Source organism: Variovorax sp. FG153 (assembly GCF_057809595.1).
The window spans coordinates 1-18,313 of sequence record NZ_JBMDKG010000004.1; the positions used below are offsets into that span (position 1 = coordinate 1).

Sequence of the window (18,313 nt, forward strand, 5' to 3'; positions counted from 1 at the left end):
GCGTCGTCGCGCGCCTTGATGGGCGGGCTTTGGCGAGCTTCGCGACCCCTTGCATCGTGTTAACAGGCCCTAGACCGGCATCCCTTCTCGGCCTTCCAGTGGCGCATCTTCGCGCTGAGCTTCCTCGTGGTGCTGCTCGACGGCTTCGACACCTCGGCCATCGGCTACATCGCACCCTCGCTCGCGAGCGAATGGGGCGCCAGCAAGATGGCGCTTGCGCCGGTGCTCAGCGCGGCGCTGTTCGGGCTCGCGGCCGGCGCGCTGCTGGCCGGCCCGCTGGCCGACCGGCTCGGCCGCAAGCGCGTGCTGGTCGGGGCGGTGCTGGTGTTCGGCCTGGGCTGCCTGGCCTCGGCCTTCTCGCAGAACATGCCGCAGCTGGTGGGGCTGCGCTTCGTCACCGGGCTCGGCCTGGGCGCGGCCATGCCCAACGCGGTGACGCTGATGAGCGAGTACTGCCCGAGCCACCGGCGCGCCACCATCACCAACACCATGTTCTGCGGCTTTCCGCTGGGCGCGGCGCTCGGCGGCTTCCTCGCGGCCTGGATGATTCCGCATCTGGGCTGGCGCAGCGTGCTGGTGCTCGGCGGCATCGCGCCGCTGCTGCTGGTGCTGCTGATGGCGGTGCTGCTGCCCGAGTCGGCGCGCTACATGGTCGCGAAGAAGTACGCCGCCGAGCGCATCCGCGCCGTGCTGCGCCGCATCTCGGAGAGCGCCGCGCAGGCGCGCGCCTTCACCCTGACCGAGGCCGGCCCGGCGCCCGTGGACGGCAGCGGCGGCGGCCTCGCGCTGGTGCTCTCGCCGCGCTACCTCGTGGGCTCGGCCATGCTGTGGATCGCCTACTTCATGGGGCTGGTGATCTTCTACGCCATGATCAACTGGATGCCGATCCTGTTCCGCGAGGCCAGCGTGCCGCCGCAGACCGCGACCGTGATCTCGGCGCTGTTCGCGCTCGGCGGCGTGGGCGCCATCTTCTTCGGCTGGCTGATGGACCGCTTCAACGCCAACCTGGTGATCGCCACCGGCTATGCGCTGACCGCCGTCAGCGTCTACCTGATCGGCCAGTCGCTCGGCAGCCTCGCGGCGCTGGTGCTGACGGTGCTGCTGGGCGGCACGCTGATGAACACCGCGCAGTCCTCGATGCCGGCGCTGGCCGCGGCCTTCTACCCGACGCAGGGCCGCGCCACCGGCATCGCCTGGATGCTGGGCCTGGGCCGTTTCGGCGGCATCGCGGGTTCGTTCCTGGTGGCCGAGCTGGCCAGCCGGCAGCTGGGCTTCGCCCAGATCTTCGCGGTGCTGGCGGTGCCGGCGCTGATCGCGGCCGTGGCGCTGCTGGTCAAGCAGGTGGTGCACCCGCATGCGGCGGACGCCGGCCGGGGCGCCGGGGCGGTGGCCGGGCACTGAGCACGCCCGCCTCCCGGACAGCAAAAAGCCCGCGTCCGCGGGCTTTTGCTTCTTGCGCAGGGCCGGCGAGCCGGCTCGCCCGCTGTTACTTCTCGGCGTGGTGGATGCGCGACTCGGGCACCGTCTTGAGCTCGCCCGGCACCGAGGCGATGTAGCTCGCGAGGGTCTTGAGCTCGGCGTTGCTGAACTTCTTCGGCTCGACCTGGCCGGCCATCACGGCGTTCGAGCGGCCGAGGTGGACGTTGTTCTTCACGCGGTAGGACTTCAGCGCCACGAACAGGTAGTCGGCATGCTGGCCGGCCAGCTTGGGCACGGTGCCGTCGTTCGGGGTGTTGAAGTTGGCGCCGTGGCACTTGGTGCAGCTGTTGTCCTCGCCGTTCTTCTTGATCAGCGCCTGGATGTTCTCGGGCATCGGCTTGGCCAGCGCGGCCGGGGGAGCGTCGCCTTCCTTCACGCCGAGCTGGCTGTAGTAGGCGGCGAGGTCGGCGATGTCCTGCTCGGTGAGCGTGTCGGCGATCGCGCGCATGGTCGGGTGCTTGCGGTCGCCGCCCTTGTAGGCGGTGAGCGCCGCCGTGATGTACGTGGCGCTCTGGCCCGCGATCATCGGCACCTTGTGGATCTCAGGGAAGCTGGCCTGGTAGCCGATGATGCCGTGGCAACCCACGCACATCTGGACCTTCTTGGCGCCGTCCTGGGGCTTGCCAGTGACTTGCTGGGCTTGTACCGACACCGTCCCGCAAGCGACAGCAAGGGCAAACATCGTGGTCAACAACTTGTTCATTTTGCGCGCACAATCTCGTGGAGATACCGTTTTTCGAACCAACTTTCGATTATATGCAAGGCTCTCGCGGGAGCCGGTGCGGGCCGACCCGAACGACGCACCTTGCCGATCGAGTGTGTTCTTTTCTCCACCACTGCCTCCCGTTCACGCATGAAATTCAAGGGCTCAGACAACTACGTCGCGACACAGGACCTGATGCTCGCGGTCAATGCCGCCATCACCCTCAAGCGCCCGCTGCTCGTCAAGGGCGAACCCGGCACCGGCAAGACCATGCTGGCCGAGGAAGTGGCCCAGGCGCTGAACCTGCCGCTGCTGCAGTGGCACATCAAGTCGACCACCAAGGCGCAGCAGGGCCTGTACGAGTATGACGCGGTGAGCCGCCTGCGCGACTCGCAGCTCAAGGACCTGGATGGCGGCGAGCGCGTGCGCGACATCCACAACTACATCGTCAAGGGCGTGCTGTGGCAGGCCTTCACGGCCGAGCAGCCGGTGGCGCTGCTGATCGACGAGATCGACAAGGCCGACATCGAATTCCCGAACGACCTGCTGCGCGAACTCGACCGCATGGAGTTCTATTGCTACGAGACGCGCGAGCTGATCCGGGCCAAGCACCGTCCGCTGGTCTTCATCACCTCGAACAACGAGAAGGAACTGCCCGACGCCTTCCTGCGCCGCTGCTTCTTCCACTACATCAAGTTCCCCGATGCCGAGACCATGCGCAGCATCGTCGACGTGCACTTCCCCGGCCTCAAGCAGGAACTGCTGGCCGCGGCCATGAAGACCTTCTACGACGTGCGCAACCTGCCCGGCCTGAAGAAGAAGCCCTCGACCTCCGAGCTGCTCGACTGGCTCAAGCTGCTGGTGGCCGAGGACATCCCGCTCGAGGCGCTGCAGAGCAAGGACGACAAGGTCGCCGTGCCGCCGCTGGTGGGCGCGCTGCTCAAGAACGAGCAGGACGTGACCCTGTTCGAGAAGCTGGTCTTCATGCAGCGCAACAACCGCTGAGGCGGCGCCGGTCATGCCTGTGCGGCCATCGCCTCCCGTCGGCCAGCTGCTGGTGCTGGGCGTGGCCCAGGCCGTGCTGTTCGTCGCCGGGGCGCTGCTCGGCCGCTGGGTCGGCCTGTACTTCGGCCTCGATGCCTTCGGCCCCAATGGCTACGGCAACCGCGAGATCTTCGGCATCCTGCTGATCGGCCTCGGCGGCGGCGCGGGCGTGCAGCTCGCGCGCGCCTGGTACGACCGGCGCTACGGCAAGCCGGCCCCCTGAACGACACGAGACACCGCGCAACCATGGCTTTCGTCGAACCCGTCACCCTGAAGTCGCGCGGCCTCGCGCTGGTGCCGCTCGCGCTCGCGCACGAGGACGGCCTGCGCGCCGCGGCCGCCGATGGCGAGCTCTGGAAGCTGCGCGTGACCTCGGTGCCCGAGCCGCAGGACACGCGCGCCTACATCGAGACCGCGCTCAAGACCGCCGACCGCTTCGCCTTCGCCGTGACCGAGGAAGCCACCGGCACCGTGCTCGGCAGCACCAGCTTCCACGACATCCTGCCGGCCGTGAAGCGCGTGGAGATCGGCTACACCTGGTACGCGAAACGCTGCCAGCGCACCCACGTCAACACCACCTGCAAGCTGCTGATGCTCACGCATGCCTTCGACACCCTGGGCTGCAACGTGGTGGGCTGGCGCACCGACAACTTCAACCACGCCTCGCAGCGCGCGATCGAGCGCCTGGGCGCGAAGAAGGACGGCGTGATCCGCGGCCACGCGATGCGCCGCGACGGCACCATCCGCGACACCGTGATGTACAGCCTGCGCGCGGGCGAGTGGCCCGAGGTCAAGGCGCAGCTGCTCTACCTGCTGGACAAGCCGCGCGACTGAAACCCCCAAGGAGCGTCCCATGCTCATCGATTTCTTCTACACCCTGCGCTCGGCCAAGCTGCCGGTCTCCGTCAAGGAATACCTGACCCTGCTCGAGGCGCTGCAGGCCGACGTGGTGGGCCCGAATTCCGACGACGCCTATGGCCTCGACGACTTCTACTACCTCTCGCGCACCGCGCTCGTGAAGGACGAGAAGCACTACGACAAGTTCGACCGCGCCTTCGCCGCCTACTTCAAGGGCGTGGAGATGCTGACCGACTTCACCAAGGAAGTGCCGCTCGACTGGCTGCGCAAGACGCTGGAGCGCGAGTTCTCGGCCGAGGAGAAGGCCAAGATCGAGAAGATGGGCTGGGACGAGCTCATGGAGACGCTCAAGAAGCGCTTCGAGGAGCAGAAGGAGCGCCACGAGGGCGGCAGCAAGTGGATCGGCACGGGCGGCACCTCGCCCTTCGGCCACGGCGGCTACAACCCGCAGGGCATCCGCATCGGCGGCGCCGGCAAGAACAAGAGCGCGGTCAAGGTCTGGGACCAGCGCGCCTACAAGGACTACGACGACACGCAGGAGCTCGGCACGCGCAACATCAAGGTCGCGCTGCGCCGGCTGCGCAAGTTCGCGCGCGAGGGCCACGAGGAAGAGCTGGACCTCGACGACACCATCCACTCGACCGCGGCCAACGCCGGCTTCCTCGACATCAAGATGCGGCCCGAGCGCCACAACAACGTCAAGGTGCTGCTGCTGATGGACGTGGGCGGCACGATGGACGAGCACATCCAGCGCGTGGAGGAGCTGTTCTCGGCCGTGAAGACCGAGTTCAAGCACCTGGAGTTCTACTACTTCCACAACTGCGTCTACGACTTCATGTGGAAGAACAACCGGCGCCGCTTCTCGGAGAAGTTCGCGACCTGGGACATCCTGCGCAAGTACAACAAGGACTACAAGCTGATCTTCGTGGGCGACGCGACCATGAGCCCCTACGAGATCCTGCAGCCCGGCGGCAGCGTCGAATACAACAACGAGGAAGCCGGCGCCGAGTGGATCCAGCGCCTCACGCATGCCTTCCCCAAGTTCGCCTGGATCAATCCCGAGCCCCAGGGCGTGTGGCAGTACCGCCAGAGCATCTCGGTGATGCAGCAGCTGATGTCCAACCGCATGTATCCGCTGACCCTGCGCGGCCTCGAAGAGGCGATGCGGCTGCTCTCCAAGTAGCCGAAAAGACCTGCCGGCATACCGGGCCTTGACGGCCCCCGAGCCCCGGCCGCGCGGGCTCCTCGGCCCGCACATCCATGTATCCGAACGCGTCCGACATGGATGCGCCGGGTCATGCTGTCAGAATCGTCGCCCATGGTCAGGGTGGTTCGTGTCGTCTTGCCGGCGTTTTGGCCGGCATTGCTTTTTTCCGGGGTCCTGCTTCTGCAAGGCTGCAGCCTGCTGCCGAAAAAGGACGCGGGCGACTCGGCCGCGTCCACCCCCGCGCTGGTCAGCGACGGCGGCGACCGCGCGGCCAGCGCGTCCACGGACAGCGAGAGGGAGGGCAAGGACGGCAAGCGCCGCGATGCCTTCTCGGTCGACGTGCGCGGCCCCGACAGCGTGCGCGAGTACCTCTCGCTGCATCTCGAGATCCAGCGCTACAAGACGCTCGACGATCTCGGCGCGACCGAGATCTCGCGCCTGATGGTCGCGGCCGAGGCCAATGCGCGCGAGCTGCTCGCCACGCTGGGCTACTTCACGCCCGCGCTCACGCTCGAGCTGCACGAGACGCCCGCGAGCGACAAGGCGCCGCGCGAGATCGTGGTCACCGTCGAGCCCGGCGAGATCACGACCGTGAGCAACGTGCAGATCAGCTATGCCGGCCCGATCGCCGACGACCCGGCCGCCGAGTCGCAACGCGACACCATCCGCACCGCCTGGGCGCTGCGCGCCGGCCAGCCCTTCACCCAGCAGGCCTGGGACGATGCCAAGGGCGTCGCGCTGCGCAGCCTCACGGCCAAGCGCTTTCCCACCGGCAACATCGAGATCAGCCGCGCCGAGGTCGACGCCGACCGCCACGAGGCGCGCCTGAGCGCCACCTACCAGTCGGGCCCGGCCTACAAGTTCGGCCCGCTGCTCCTGCGCGGCAACCAGCGCTACGGCGCCGACGGCATCCGCCGCATCGCGCAACTGCCCAGCGGGGCCGACTACGACCAGCAGAAGCTGCTCGATGCCCAGCAGCGCCTGGCCAGCAGCGGCTACTTCGACTCGGTGTTCCTCACGCTCGACACCGAAAGCGGCACGCCGCTGGCCGCGCCCGTGATCGCGCAGCTGCGCGAGGCACCGCTGCAGAAGGTGGTGCTGGGCGTGGGCTTCACCACCGACAACGGGCCGCGGCTGTCGATCGACCACATCCACAACCAGCTGCCGCTGCTGGGCTGGCGCGCGGTGTCGCGGCTGTCGGTGGACCGCGACATCCAGTCGCTGGGCACCGAGTGGAAGGCGATCCCCGGCGACGACGGCTGGCGCTGGTTCTCGGGCGCCGAGCTCAAGAGCGAGCAGTCGGGCAGCTACGTGGTCGACAGCGGCCGGCTGCGCGGCGGGCGCAACAAGACCAGCGACCACATCGACCGCAGCTACTTCCTGCAGTACGACTACGCGACCAACCGCGGCACCGACGCCCCGCCCTCGGCCTCGGCCGTGACCGCCAACTGGGGCTGGACCGGACGCTACTTCGACGACAACGGCTCGCCGCGGCGCGGCTGGGCCCTCGCGCTCGAGCTGGCCGCGGGCTACACGCTGACCGGCCAGCAGTCGCCGTTCACGCGCACCTACGCGCGCTGGCTCGGCATCGTGCCGATCGGCCGGGCCGACGACAAGGACGCCGCCACGCTGGCGCGCCGCAGCCGGCTGCAGCTGCGCGCCGAGGCCGGCGCGGTGGTCGGCAAGGAGTCGGCGCAGATCCCCTCCACCCTGATGTTCCTGACCGGCGGCGACACCACCGTGCGCGGCTACGGCTATCGCGACATCGGCACCGTGCGCACCGACGGCCAGACCGTGGCGGGCCGCTACCTCGGCGTGCTGAGCCTCGAGTGGCAGCGCCCCTTCGTCTACAAGGACAAGCTCACCGACTTCGAGAGCGTGGTGTTCGTCGACGCCGGCGCGGTGGCCGACAAGCCCAGCGAGCTCAAGCCCAAGGTCGGCGTGGGCGTGGGCACGCGCTGGCGCAGCCCGGTCGGCCCGGTGCAGGCCGACCTGGCCTATGGCGTGGACACGCGCAAGTTCCGGCTGCACGTGCGGCTGGGCTTCACCTTCTGAGCACGATGGCGAGCGCAGCGACCGAGACCCCCACTCCACCGACGCCGCCGGCCCGGCGCTCGCGCACCCGCCGCGCCCTGCGCGCGCTGGCCTGGACCATCGCCGGCCTGTTCGTCGCGCTGCTGCTGGTGCTCGGCGCCGCCTGGTGGTGGCTGGGCTCGAACCAGTCGCTGGCCTTCGCGCTCGCCAAGGCCGCGGCCTACCTGCCGGCCGGCCAGACGCTCGAGAGCCGCGAGGTCACGGGCTCGCTGCGCACCGGCGGACGCATCGGCTGGCTGCGCTGGCAGAGCGAGAGCCTCGCGGTCGAGGTGCGCGAGGCGAAGATCGGCTGGCAGCTCGCGCCGCTGTTCGAGCGCAAGGTGCAGCTCGGCGAGGTGCATGCGGCGCAGTTGCTGATCGAACGCCGCGGCCCACCGAGCGACAAGCCCGCCGAGCCGCTCGAGAAGATCGTGCTGCCGGTCGAGGTCGACCTGCCGTTCCGCATCGACGACCTGCGCTGGGCCGGCCCGCCCGCGCTGCAGGCGCAGCAGCTCGCGGGCCACTACCGCTACACCGGCGGCGAACACAAGCTCGACGTCGACGGCGTCGACATCGCCGAGGGCCACTACAGCGCGCGCGTGAAGCTGCAGGGCGCGGCGCCGATGGCCATCGAGGCGACGCTCGACGGCCGCGTGAAGGCGCCGCTGCCCGAGGAACGCAGCCTCGAGGTGCTGGCCAAGGCCGGCATCCAGGGCACGCTCGCGGGCGCCGACGCGCGCCTGAACGTCCAGGCCGAACTCGCGCCGGCCGAGCCCGATGCCGACGCCCCGATGGAGGCCAAGCTCGCGGCCACCCTCGCGCCCTGGCAGCCGCAGCCCGTGATCGCGGCCAAGGCCGACCTGCGCAACGTCGATGCGTCGAGCCTGTGGCCCGGCGCGCCGCAGACGCTGCTCACCGGCAGCGTCGCGCTCGAACCCGATGCCGCCACCGGCCCCGCCGCCTGGAAGGCCCAGGCCGACCTGCGCAACGCGCGGCCCGGCCCGTGGGACCAGGGCAAGCTGCCGCTCGAGCAGCTGCAGGCCCAGGTCGGCTACGACGGCACCCACTGGGACATCCCGCAGGCCACGCTGCGCGCGGGCGGCGGCCGCATCGACGCCGCGGGCCGCTGGAGCCCCGCGCCCGCGCCCTGGCAGGCGCGCGCCGACGTGCAGGGCGTGCGGCTGGGCGCGCTGTACAGCGAACTCTCGGGCGCGCCGATCAGCGGCCGCGTCACCGCGCAGCAGCGCGACGGCGACAACGGCGGCATCGGCTTCGACCTCGCGCTGCGCGCCGAGGGCGGCGCCGGCAGCAAGGCGCTGCCGGGCTTCGGGCTCGACCGCGTGCTGGCCCAGGGCCAGTGGAAGGACCAGGTGCTGGACCTGCGCACGCTGCGCATCGATGCGCAGCGCGCCAGCGTCGAAGGCAAGCTGCAGGTGCGCGTGGCCGAGCAGGCCGGCAGCGGCAACCTCAAGCTCGCGATGCCCGGCGCCGAGGCGCAGGTCGACGCCCGCATGGCGCCCGCGCAGGGCACGGGCGAACTCAAGGCCCGCATCGACGACACCGAGGCCGTGCAGCGCTGGATCGAGAGCCTGCCCGAGATGGCGGGCCTGTTCGCGGGCCGCGCCGCGAAGGGCTCGGCCCGGCTCGACGCGAGCTGGCAGGGCGGCTGGCAGAACTTCCAGCGCCGGCTGCAGAACCCCGCCGCGCCGCTCGCGCGCGGCAACGCCGAGCCGAGCCTGAAGGCCAGCCTCACGGTGCCCAGGCTCGACCTGCAGCTGCCCGCGGCACAGGCCGGCGCCGCCGCAACCCAGGTGCAATTGAGCGCGCTGCGCGCCGAGCTCGCGGGCAGCATCGCGCAGGCCACGCTGTCGCTGCAGGGCGAAGCCGCGACCGGCACGCAGAAGCTGGTGCTCGACACCCGCGCCAGCGGCGGCCTCGCGGGCGCCGGCCAATGGCGCGCCGCGCTCGCGAGCCTGCGGCTGCAGGCGCAGGACAGCGCCCAGCCCGCCACGCAGAAATCGCCCTGGGTGCTCGAGCTCGGCCGCGAGGTCACGGCCACGGTGCGCACCGGCGGCGACCGCCTCGAGGTCGAGGCCTCGGCCGCCGGCGCCGCCCTGCGCGGGCCCGTGCCCGGCACGGTGCGCATCGACTGGCAGCCGCTGCGCTTCAGCCAGAGCGGCGCCGCCGCCAACCGCGTGTTCCGCGTGCAGTCGAAGGGCGAGCTCAAGGGCCTGCCGATGTCCTGGGCCGAGGCCTTCGGCGCCAGCACCACCTTCGGCGAGCTCGGCATCAGCGGCGACCTGGTCTTCGACGGCGACTGGGACATCGATGCCGGCGACACGCTGCGCGCCCAGGCCCGGCTCGCGCGCCAGAGCGGCGACATCCGCGTGCAGGCCGGCGAGGCCGCGCTGATCACGCGCATCGAGAGCCGCGGTACCGGCACCGCGAGCGAACGCAAGATGAATTCCAGCGAGGCCGGCCTGAGCCCCAGCACGCCGGCCGGGCTGCGCCGCGCCGAGCTGCGGCTCGACGCCCAGGGCGAGGCGGTGCGCGCCACGCTGGCCTGGGACAGCGAACGCGCGGGCCAGATCGATGCCGAGGCCGGCACGCGCTTCCAGCAGCGCGCCGGCGGCTGGCAGTGGGCGCCCGATGCGCCGCTCACGGGCCGCGTCGCCGCCAGGCTGCCGAACCTCGGCGTGTGGTCGATGCTCGCGCCGCCGGGCTGGCGCGTGGCGGGCACGCTCGATGCCAACGCCACGCTCTCGGGCAGCCGCGCGGCGCCGCGCTGGAACGGCACGCTGGGCGCCGACAAGCTGGCGCTGCGCGCGCCGGTCGAGGGCCTGGACCTGCGCGACGGCCGGCTGCGCGCCAACCTGTCGGGCGACCGCGTCGAGATCGCCGAGTTCACGCTCAAGGGCGGCGCCGGCAGCACGGCGCGCATCGCGGGCCAGAGCGGCAACCGCAGCACCGCGGCCAGCGAGGCCGGCGCCGATGGCGGCACGCTGAGCGCGCGCGGCGAGCTCAACTGGTCGGGCGCGGGCACCACTGCCGGCGCGCCCGGCATCCGCATGGCGCTGCAGGCCGAGCTGCGCGCGCTGCGCGTGCTGGTGCGCACCGACCGCCAGGTCACGCTGTCGGGCGACCTGCAGGCGCGGCTCGAGAACCGGCAGTTCATCGTGCGCGGCAAGCTCAAGACCGACCGCGCCGTGATCATCCTGCCCGACGAGACCGCGCCCAGCCTCGGCAGCGACGTGGTCGTGCGCTCGGCCGCCAAGGACCGCGAGGCGGCCGAGGCGCGCGAGCGCGAGGCCGCGCGCAGCGATGCGCAGGCGGCCCAGGCCGCGAAGCCGCAGACCGCGAAGCCGCCCGACATCTCGGTCGAGTTCGACCTCGGCGACGACTTCGCGGTGCAGGGCCGCGGCATCACGACCCGGCTCGAGGGCCAGCTCGACATCCGCAGCACGCGGCTCGACGCGCCGCCGCGCATCACCGGCGAGGTGAAGACCGTGAAGGGCCAGTACCGCGCCTACGGCCAGCAGCTCGACGTGGAGACCGGCATCGCGCGCTTCAACGGCCCCTACGACAACCCGCAGCTCGACATCCTCGCGATCCGGCCCAACATCACGCAGCGCGCCGGCGTGCAGATCAGCGGCAGCGCGCAGTCGCCGCGCGTGAAGCTCTATTCGGAGCCCGCGCTGTCCGACGCCGAGACGCTGTCGTGGGTGGTGCTGGGCCGCGCCTCGGCCACCAGCGGCGGCGAATCGGCGCTGCTGCAGCAGGCCGCGCTCTCGCTGCTCGGGCGCATCAGCAAGGGCGCCAGCGGCGGCAGCCTGGCCAGCCGCTTCGGCCTCGACGAACTGGGCTTCAAGGGCCCGGGCAGCGGCGGCGACGTGCGCGATTCGGCCGTCACCTTCGGCAAGCGGCTGTCGAAGGACTTCTACGTCACCTACGAGCGCAGCATCGGCGGCACCTTCGGCACGCTGTTCATCTTCTACGACCTCACGCAGCGCCTCACCTTGCGCGGCCAGGCCGGGCAGACCAGCGGCCTCGACCTGATCTACACCGTGAAGTACGACTGAGGTTCGCATGCGGCGCGCGCGTCATGCGCGAAGCCGCGTTTCGTACGGGACTTCGATCTTGACCCCGCGATGGCGCGTGATAAGAATCATCGAAGACGCCTTCCAAGGAGCCGACGATGAACGAGCACGGAGACAAAGGCGGGAGGAACACGGCATCAGACCGTCCGGCAGACGATGCACCGCAGGGTGACGAAACCCGCATCGCCTGGTTGCGCGGCGCTTTCCGCGCCGCGATCGCGGTCGTCGCGGCCATCGCCGCGGCGGCCTCCGTTCCCCACTGGGGCGGCGACAGCTTCCCCATCGCCAGCCTCGTGATCTACGTCGCGGGCATGGTGTTCGTGGCGATGCCGCTGGGCCTCTATTACGAAGCGCTGCTGCAGGCGCATGAGCGGCGCCGCGCGCGCAATGCCGAGCGGCGCGAGGCGAAGGCCTTGTCGCACGCGGCGGTTTAGCGGGGTTTCAACCGGCGTCGCCGCCGCCCTGCGGATAGAGCAGCTTCGCCTCCGCCACCATGTGCCCGCCATCGGGCATCAGCTTGGCGCGGTGGTCGCGCACGGCCGTGGCCACGATCGGCAGCATCGCCTGCGCTTTGCCCTGGTCGAAGCTCTCCACCAGCGCCAGCCGCATGCTCGGCGCCCAGAAGGACTTGAGGTGCGCCGCGATGGCCTGCGTGGCCGCGCCGGCGTCCGACGGGGTCTGGGCCTCGAAGAAGGTGCCGATCTGGTTGGCCATCTTGATCAATTGCACCGACTGGTCATGCATGCGCTGTGTCTCCGCTCGTTGTCGTCGTGAGGTTGTTCGTCATCAATGCGGGCGCTGCCCGTTCGCCGCAGCCGGCACCGTGTCGGCCGGCAGGCGCTGCGGATGGCAGTAGACCACCAGGTCCTCGCGCCGCGCGAAACCCACCAGCGTGAGCCCGGCGCGCTGCGCGGTCTCGACCGCGAAGGAGGTCGGCGCCGACACCGCCGCCAGCAGCGAGACGCCGGCCATCGCGGCCTTCTGCACCATCTCGAAGCTCGCGCGGCTGGTCACGGCGATGAAGCCCGCCGCGGCATCGACCTCGTTGGCCGCGAGCGCGCCCACCAGCTTGTCGAGCGCGTTGTGGCGGCCCACGTCCTCGCGCAGCCACGCCACCTCCCCGTCGGCCGAGCACCAGGCCGCGGCATGCACCGCGCCCGTGGCTTCCTGCAGGGTCTGCAGCGACTGGAACTGCGCCATCGCGCGACCGATCGCGGCGCGCTCGAACGACGGCCCCGCGGCCAGCACCGGCAGCTCGCGCGCCACCTGCGCCAGGCTCTCGGTGCCGCACAGGCCGCAGCCGGTGCGCCCGGCCAGCGAGCGGCGCCGCTGCTTGAGCCGCGCGAACGCGGCCGCCGAGACCTCGAGCCGCACCGTGATGCCGCGCTCGGCGCTCTCGACCTCGCTGCCGTAGAGCTCGTGCGCCGCATCGAGGATCCCCTCGCTCAGCGAGAAGCCGAGCGCGAAGTCCTCCAGGTCGAGCGGCGTGGCCAGCATCACCGCGTGCGAGATGCCGTTGTATTCGAGCGCCACCGGCACTTCCTCGGCCACCCAGTCCTGCACCGCGAACGGCTGGCCGCCGCGCACACCGCGCACCGGCAAGAGCCGCGCGCCTTCGCAGAAGGCGGCCGTGTCGGCGCTCGCGAGCGGCAAGGTGGCGATGTTCATGGCGCTGCGCTCTCCTGCCCTACTTCGCGGGCACCGTCTCGTTCGAGGGCGAGGGCGCCGAGGCCGCATTGAGCAGCTCGTTCTGCACCCGGTTGAAGCGGCTGTACTCCTGTTGCCAGGCCGAAGGCTGCATCACCGGCATCACCTGCACCGCCGTCACCTTGTACTCGGGGCAGTTGGTGGCCCAGTCGGAGTTGTCGGTGGTGATCACGTTGGCGCCCGACTCGGGGAAGTGGAAGGTGGTGTAGACCACGCCCGGCTGCATGCGCTCGGACACCGTCGCGCGCAGCACCGTCTCGCCCGCGCGGCTCTGGATGCCGACCCAGTCGCCGTCCTTCACGCCACGCTCCTCGGCGTCGTGCGGATGCAGCTCGAGCCGGTCCTCGCCGTGCCACATGTTGTTGTCGGTGCGCCGCGTCTGCGCGCCCACGTTGTACTGCGACAGGATGCGCCCGGTGGTCAGCAGCAGCGGGAAGCGGCGCGTGACCTTCTCGTCGGTCGGCACGTACTGCGTGACGATGAAGCGCCCCTTGCCGCGCACGAACTTGTCGATGTGCATGGTCGGCGTGCCTTCGGGCGCCGCGTCGTTGCAGGGCCACTGGATGCTGCCGAGCTCGTCGATGCGCTTGTAGCTCACGCCGTGGAAGCTCGGCGTCAGCGCGGCGATCTCGTCCATGATCGCCTCGGGGTTCTTGTAGTTCATCGGATAGCCGAGCGCGTTCGCCAGCTTCACCGTGACTTCCCAGTCGGCCAGGCCAGCCTTCGGCGGCATCACCTTGCGCACGCGCGAGATGCGGCGCTCGGCGTTGGTGAAGGTGCCGTCCTTCTCGAGGAACGAGGAACCCGGCAGGAACACGTGCGCGTACTTGGCGGTCTCGTTGAGGAAGATGTCCTGCACCACCACGCATTCCATCGCCATCATGGCGGCGGCCACGTGCTGGGTGTTGGGGTCGGACTGCACGATGTCCTCGCCCTCGCAGTACAGGCCCTTGAAGCTGCCGCCGATCGCGGCGTCGAACATGTTGGGAATGCGCAGGCCCGGCTCGGGATCGAGCTGCACGCCCCAGGCGGCCTCGAAGGAACCGCGCGTGGTGCTGTCCGACACATGGCGGTAGCCCGGCAGCTCGTGCGGGAACGAGCCCATGTCGCACGACCCCTGCACGTTGTTCTGGCCGCGCAGCGGGTTCACGCCCACGCCCTCGCGGCCCACGTTGCCGGTGACCATCGCGAGGTTGGCGATGCCCATCACGGTGGTCGAGCCCTGGCTGTGCTCGGTCACGCCCAGGCCGTAGTAGATGGCGCCGTTGCCGGCGGTGGCGAACAGCCGCGCGGCGGCGCGCATCTCGGCGGCCGGCACGCCGGTGAAGGCTTCCGTGGCCTCGGGCGACTGCTCGGGGCGCTCGACGTAGGCCTTCCACTCGGCGAACGAGGCCATGTCGCAGCGCTCGGCCACGAACGCGTCGGCCATCAGGCCTTCGGTGACGATCACGTGCGCCAGCGCCGTGACCACCGCCACGTTGGTGCCGGGACGCAATTGCAGGTGATGCGCGGCGCGGATGTGCGGCGACTTCACGATGTCGATGCGGCGCGGGTCGACCACGATCAGCTTCGCGCCCTGGCGCAGCCGCTTCTTCATGCGCGAGGCAAACACCGGGTGGCCGTCGGTCGGGTTGGCGCCGATGACCATGATCACGTCGGACTTCTCGACCGACTGGAAGGTCTGCGTGCCCGCCGATTCGCCCAGCGTCTGCTTCAGGCCGTAGCCCGTGGGCGAATGGCACACGCGGGCGCAGGTGTCGACGTTGTTGTTGCCGAAGCCCGCGCGCACCAGCTTCTGCACCAGGTAGGTTTCCTCGTTGGTGCAGCGCGAGGAGGTGATGCCGCCGATGGCATTGCGGCCGTACTTCTGCTGCAGGCGCTTGAACTCGCCGGCCGCGTAGTTGATGGCCTCGTCCCAGCTCACTTCCTGCCACGGGTCGGTGATCTTCTGGCGGATCATGGGCTTGAGCATGCGGTCCTGGTGCGAGGCATAGCCCCAGGCGAAGCGGCCCTTCACGCAGGAGTGGCCGTCGTTGGCCTTGCCGTCCTTCCACGGCACCATGCGCACCACCTCGTTGCCCTTCATCTCGGCCTTGAAGGCGCAGCCCACGCCGCAGTAGGCGCAGGTGGTGATCACGCTGTGCTCGGGCTGGCCGAGCCAGATCACCGACTTCTCCTGCAGGGTGGCGGTGGGGCAGGCCTCGACGCAGGCGCCGCAGCTCACGCACTCCGATTCCATGAAGGGCTGGTCCTGGCCCGGCGACACGCGCGACTCGAAGCCGCGGCCGCTGATGGTCAGCGCGAAGGTGCCCTGGGTTTCCTCGCAGGCGCGCACGCAGCGGTTGCACACGATGCACTTGGAGGGGTCGTAGGTGAAGTACGGGTTCGACTCGTCCTTCTCACTCTTGATGTGGTTGGCGCCGTCGAAGCCGTAGCGCACGTTGCGCAGGCCGGTCACGCCCGCCATGTCCTGCAGCTCGCAGTTGCCGTTGGCCGAGCAGGTCAGGCAGTCGAGCGGATGGTCGGAGATGTAGAGCTCCATCACGCCCTTGCGCAGGTCCTGCAGCTTCGGCGTCTGGGTGCGCACCTTCATGCCGGCTTCGACCGGCGTGGTGCACGAGGCCGGGAAGCCGCGGCGGCCCTCGATCTCGACCAGGCACAGCCGGCACGAGCCGAAGGGCTCGAGGCTGTCGGTGGCGCACAGCTTGGGCACCTGGATGCCGGCGTCGACGGCCGCGCGCATCAGCGAGGTGCCGGCCGGCACCGTGACCTCGGTGCCGTCGATCTCCAGCGTGACCTCGCGCTCGGATTCGCGCTTGGGCGTGCCGTAGTCGGTTTCCTTGAGATGGTTCAACATGTTTGGGGCTTTCACTGGACCGAATTCGGGAGCGGATTTCCGGACGCGGAGGACGCGAAGGTGACGCGAAGAACGCAAAAGGAATACAAGAAAAATTTTGAATTTCTCTTTCGCGTTCTTCGCGAATCCTTCGCGTCCTCTGCGTCCGGCTGTTGGTGTTTCATTTCAAGCAGCCTTGCGATCGGGAACTTCGATACCGAAGTCCTGCGGGAAGTGGTCGAGCGCGGAGAGCACCGGGAACGGCGTCATGCCGCCCATCGCGCACAGCGAGCCATGGACCATGGTGTTGCACAGGTCGCGCAGCAGGATCACCTGCTGCGGCCGGTTCTGGTTGCCGCGGATCTTGTCGATGACCTCGACGCCGCGCGTCGAGCCGATGCGGCAGGGCGTGCACTTGCCGCACGACTCGAGCGCGCAGAACTCCATCGCGTAGCGCGCGAGCTTCGACAGGTCGGCCGTGTCGTCGTGCACCACGATGCCGCCGTGGCCCACGGTGCCGCCGACGGCCGCGTAGGCCTCGTAGTCCAGCGGCAGGTCCCACTGCGACTCGGGCAGGTAGGCGCCCAGCGGGCCGCCGACCTGCACCGCCTTGATCGGCCGGCCCGAGGCCGAGCCGCCGCCGTAGTCGTAGAGCAGTTCGCGCAGGGTGACGCCGAAGGCCTTCTCGACCAGCCCGCCGTGCTTGATGTTGCCGGCCAGCTGCATCGGCAGGGTGCCGCGCGAGCGGCCCACGCCGTAGTCGCGGTAGAAGGTGGCACCGCGCGCCAGGATGATCGGCACGCTGGCCAGCGTGATCACGTTGTTGATCAGCGTGGGCTGGCCGAACAGGCCTTCGATGGCCGGCAACGGCGGCTTGGCGCGCACGATGCCGCGCTTGCCCTCGAGGCTCTCGAGCAGCGCCGTTTCCTCGCCGCAGACATAGGAGCCGGCGCCCTTGCGCACCGCGAGCCGGAAGCGCTTGCCCGAGCGCAGCACGTTGTCGCCGAGGAAGCCCGCGGCCTCCGCATGGCGGATCGCCTCGTTGAGCGCGGCGATCGCGTGCGGATACTCGGAGCGCACGTAGATGTAGCCCTGCGTCGCGCCGGTGGCGATGCCCGCGATGGTCATGCCCTCGATCAGCACGAAGGGGTCGCCCTCCATCGTCATGCGGTCGGAGAAGGTGCCCGAGTCGCCCTCGTCGGCATTGCAGACGATGTACTTCTGTTCGGACGGCGTGTTGAGCACCGTCTTCCACTTGATGCCGGCCGGAAAGGCCGCGCCGCCGCGGCCGCGCAGGCCCGAGTCGAGCACCTGCTGCACGATGTCGGCCGGCGCCATCGCGAGCGCGGCGCGCAGGCCCGCATAGCCCTCGTGCGCCTGGTAGTCGGTCAGCGACACGGGGTCGGTGATGCCGACGCGCGCGAAGGTCAGGCGCTCCTGCTTCTTGAGGTAGGGGATCTCGTCGGTGGGGCCGAGCGACAAGGGATGCGAACGCGCGCCCGTGCCCAGGCCGGCATCGAACAGCGCCGGCACCTCCTCGACCGTGACCGGTCCGTAGGCCATGCGGCCCGCGGGCGTCTCGACCTCGACCAGCGGCTCGAGCCACAGCATGCCGCGCGAGCCGTTGCGCACCAGCTCGATCGCGAGGCCGCGCGCGGCGGCCTCCTGCGCGATGCGCTGGGCCACGGCGTTGGCGCCGACCGCGAGCGCCGCGGAATCGCGCGGCACGTAGATCTTCACGGCGGCGTTCATGCGCAATCTCCTGCCTGTGCGACCAGCGTTTCGAAACGGATCGGCGTGACGCGTGCATGCGGCTCGTCGTCGAGCGTCATCGCGGGCGAGGAGGCGCACAGGCCGAGGCAGAACGCCGGCTCGAGCGTGAAGGCGCCGTCCTTGGTGGTGCCGTGCACCGCGCAGCCCAGGTGCTTCTCGGCATGCGCGAGCAGCGCATCGGCGCCCATCGACTGGCAGGCCTCGGCGCGGCAGATCTGGATCACGTGCCGGCCCGGCGGCTCGGCGCGGAAGTGGTGGTAGTAGGTGATCACGCCATGCACCTCGGCGCGCGAGAGGTTCTGCGCGTCGGCGATGGTCTGCACCGCATGCGAGGGCACGTAGCCCAGCGTGTCCTGCACCTCGTGCAGGATCGGCAGCAACGCGCCCTGTTCGTCCGCATGCGCGGCGAGCACGCGGCGCACCTCGGCCAGTTCGTCGGCCGCGGAAAGTCGCAGGGCCTCGCTCATTGGCCAGCCTCCACGCGCGATGCGCGGATGGCCGGCTGCCGTGCTACGTACGCGTTCAGCGCTTCTGTT

General features: G+C 70.2%; 14 protein-coding genes. 8 read left to right on the forward strand and 6 right to left on the reverse strand.

Annotated elements, in window-relative coordinates; genetic code table 11:
* Positions 1 to 126: 126 nt before the first annotated feature.
* Positions 127 to 1,401, forward strand: a complete 1,275-nt coding sequence (locus ACODT0_RS06635; protein WP_479670839.1) for an MFS transporter — start codon at positions 127 to 129, stop codon at positions 1,399 to 1,401.
* Positions 1,402 to 1,486: 85 nt separating this feature from the next.
* Here ACODT0_RS06635 and ACODT0_RS06640 read toward each other — a convergent pair whose 3' ends face one another.
* Entirely contained in the window at positions 1,487 to 2,182 is a 696-nt protein-coding gene (locus tag ACODT0_RS06640; RefSeq protein ID WP_057590879.1) for a c-type cytochrome, read from the reverse strand.
* A gap of 150 nt (positions 2,183 to 2,332) precedes the next feature.
* On the opposite strand from ACODT0_RS06640, the gene ACODT0_RS06645 reads away from it, so the two are divergent.
* The 7 genes from ACODT0_RS06645 to ACODT0_RS06675 all read left to right on the forward strand — a co-directional run bounded on the left by ACODT0_RS06645 (position 2,333) and on the right by ACODT0_RS06675 (position 11,895).
* On the forward strand, positions 2,333 to 3,187 hold the full coding sequence (locus ACODT0_RS06645; protein WP_057590878.1) for an AAA family ATPase: 855 nt from the start codon (positions 2,333 to 2,335) through the stop codon (positions 3,185 to 3,187).
* 13 nt (positions 3,188 to 3,200) lie between these two features.
* A complete protein-coding gene (locus ACODT0_RS06650; protein WP_261217665.1) occupies positions 3,201 to 3,449 on the forward strand; it encodes a hypothetical protein in 249 nt (82 codons plus the stop codon).
* A gap of 23 nt (positions 3,450 to 3,472) precedes the next feature.
* Entirely contained in the window at positions 3,473 to 4,060 is a 588-nt protein-coding gene (locus tag ACODT0_RS06655) for a GNAT family N-acetyltransferase (RefSeq protein ID WP_057590876.1), read from the forward strand.
* Positions 4,061 to 4,079: 19 nt separating this feature from the next.
* Positions 4,080 to 5,267 (forward strand): vWA domain-containing protein, encoded by a 1,188-nt coding sequence (locus tag ACODT0_RS06660; protein WP_057590875.1) that lies wholly within the window; start codon positions 4,080 to 4,082, stop codon positions 5,265 to 5,267.
* 135 nt (positions 5,268 to 5,402) lie between these two features.
* A complete protein-coding gene (locus tag ACODT0_RS06665) occupies positions 5,403 to 7,346 on the forward strand; it encodes an autotransporter assembly complex protein TamA (RefSeq protein ID WP_057590874.1) in 1,944 nt (647 codons plus the stop codon).
* 5 nt (positions 7,347 to 7,351) lie between these two features.
* A complete protein-coding gene (locus tag ACODT0_RS06670) occupies positions 7,352 to 11,443 on the forward strand; it encodes a translocation/assembly module TamB domain-containing protein (protein WP_489040909.1) in 4,092 nt (1,363 codons plus the stop codon).
* Between the two features lie 116 nt (positions 11,444 to 11,559).
* Positions 11,560 to 11,895 carry a hypothetical protein gene (locus tag ACODT0_RS06675; protein WP_057590872.1) on the forward strand — a complete coding sequence of 112 codons (336 nt, stop codon included), beginning with the start codon at positions 11,560 to 11,562 and terminating at the stop codon, positions 11,893 to 11,895.
* 7 nt (positions 11,896 to 11,902) lie between these two features.
* On the opposite strand, the gene ACODT0_RS06680 is transcribed toward ACODT0_RS06675, so the two are convergent.
* From ACODT0_RS06680 to ACODT0_RS06700, 5 genes are all read right to left on the reverse strand, one after another.
* Positions 11,903 to 12,205: a formate dehydrogenase subunit delta gene (locus ACODT0_RS06680; protein WP_261217677.1), complete on the reverse strand. Its 303-nt coding sequence runs from the start codon at positions 12,203 to 12,205 to the stop codon at positions 11,903 to 11,905.
* Positions 12,206 to 12,247: 42 nt separating this feature from the next.
* Positions 12,248 to 13,129, reverse strand: coding sequence for a formate dehydrogenase accessory sulfurtransferase FdhD (gene fdhD, locus ACODT0_RS06685; protein ID WP_489040910.1), 882 nt, complete (start codon positions 13,127 to 13,129; stop codon positions 12,248 to 12,250).
* Between the two features lie 19 nt (positions 13,130 to 13,148).
* On the reverse strand, positions 13,149 to 16,025 hold the full coding sequence (gene fdhF, locus ACODT0_RS06690; protein ID WP_489040911.1) for a formate dehydrogenase subunit alpha: 2,877 nt from the start codon (positions 16,023 to 16,025) through the stop codon (positions 13,149 to 13,151).
* Between the two features lie 165 nt (positions 16,026 to 16,190).
* On the reverse strand, positions 16,191 to 17,756 hold the full coding sequence (locus tag ACODT0_RS06695) for a formate dehydrogenase beta subunit (protein ID WP_489040912.1): 1,566 nt from the start codon (positions 17,754 to 17,756) through the stop codon (positions 16,191 to 16,193).
* The gene (locus tag ACODT0_RS06700; RefSeq protein WP_261217693.1) at positions 17,753 to 18,244 is read right to left on the reverse strand and encodes a formate dehydrogenase subunit gamma; all 492 of its coding nucleotides are present in this window, start codon (positions 18,242 to 18,244) and stop codon (positions 17,753 to 17,755) included. Before ACODT0_RS06700 ends, ACODT0_RS06695 begins: the two co-directional genes overlap by 4 nt.
* Positions 18,245 to 18,313 lie beyond the last annotated feature (69 nt).